This is a genomic window from Pantoea sp. Morm, from assembly GCF_016643525.1.
GTDB classification, from domain to species: Bacteria; Pseudomonadota; Gammaproteobacteria; order Enterobacterales; family Enterobacteriaceae; genus Pantoea; species Pantoea dispersa.
This window is the reverse complement of the sequence record NZ_VOQX01000278.1, coordinates 1-667: the sequence shown is the minus strand read 5'-3', so window position 1 is coordinate 667 and position 667 is coordinate 1. Positions and strand designations below refer to the sequence as shown.

Genomic DNA, 667 nt, shown 5'->3' with positions numbered 1-667 from the left:
CCATCGGCGTGAAGGGTAATTTGCTGCTGACCGGGTGCCCAAAGGCGAAACCGCACGCTGCCGTCAGCAAGGATTTCAGCACCCCAGGATTTTTCCAACGTTGTGGATTCCATTCTATTGCCTCGTTAAGCCCCGCACGGGGAATGGACGACATCAAGCGATTCGCGTTCCTTAAAACCATTTACTCTCTGAATACAAAAGACTAAATGCCCTGGTAGCAAACGGGTACGCAGATAAATCACTGAGTACCCTGAAAAATCATAGCCTATATTTTCAGATTTAATTCCCGCTGCGCTTTAAACAGTACCGTTACGTAAATTTTCCGATTTGTTCGCTTAAGCACCTTTTAATCTCAGTCATAGGCTACGCTTATCTCTGCGCAGTTAACCGCTGCGCGAAATAATGCCAGGCGGCACTGTCACTTAAATGAGGAGAACACTGATGAACGAAGATCGTATCAGCGGAAACTGGAAGCAGTTCAAAGGAAAAGTGAAAGAGAAATGGGGCCAGCTTACAGATGACGATTTAGACGTAGCCGAAGGGAAACGCGATCAATTAGTCGGCCGCATTCAGGAGCGCTACGGCTACGGTAAAGATCAAGCAGAGAAAGAAGTCAAAGAGTGGGAAGATAGTAATAAATTTAACTGGTAGTGTTGGTTATCCCCGG

Annotated in this window: 2 protein-coding genes; both read left to right on the top strand. The window is 46.6% G+C overall.

From position 1 onward, the window contains the following. On the top strand, positions 1-206 hold a 206-nt coding region (locus FT726_RS27555), incomplete at its 5' end, for a hypothetical protein (RefSeq protein ID WP_346303873.1). Between the two features lie 235 nt (positions 207-441). Continuing rightward, positions 442-651 carry a CsbD family protein gene (locus FT726_RS27550; protein ID WP_021509571.1) on the top strand — a complete coding sequence of 70 codons (210 nt, stop codon included), beginning with the start codon at positions 442-444 and terminating at the stop codon, positions 649-651. Positions 652-667 lie beyond the last annotated feature (16 nt).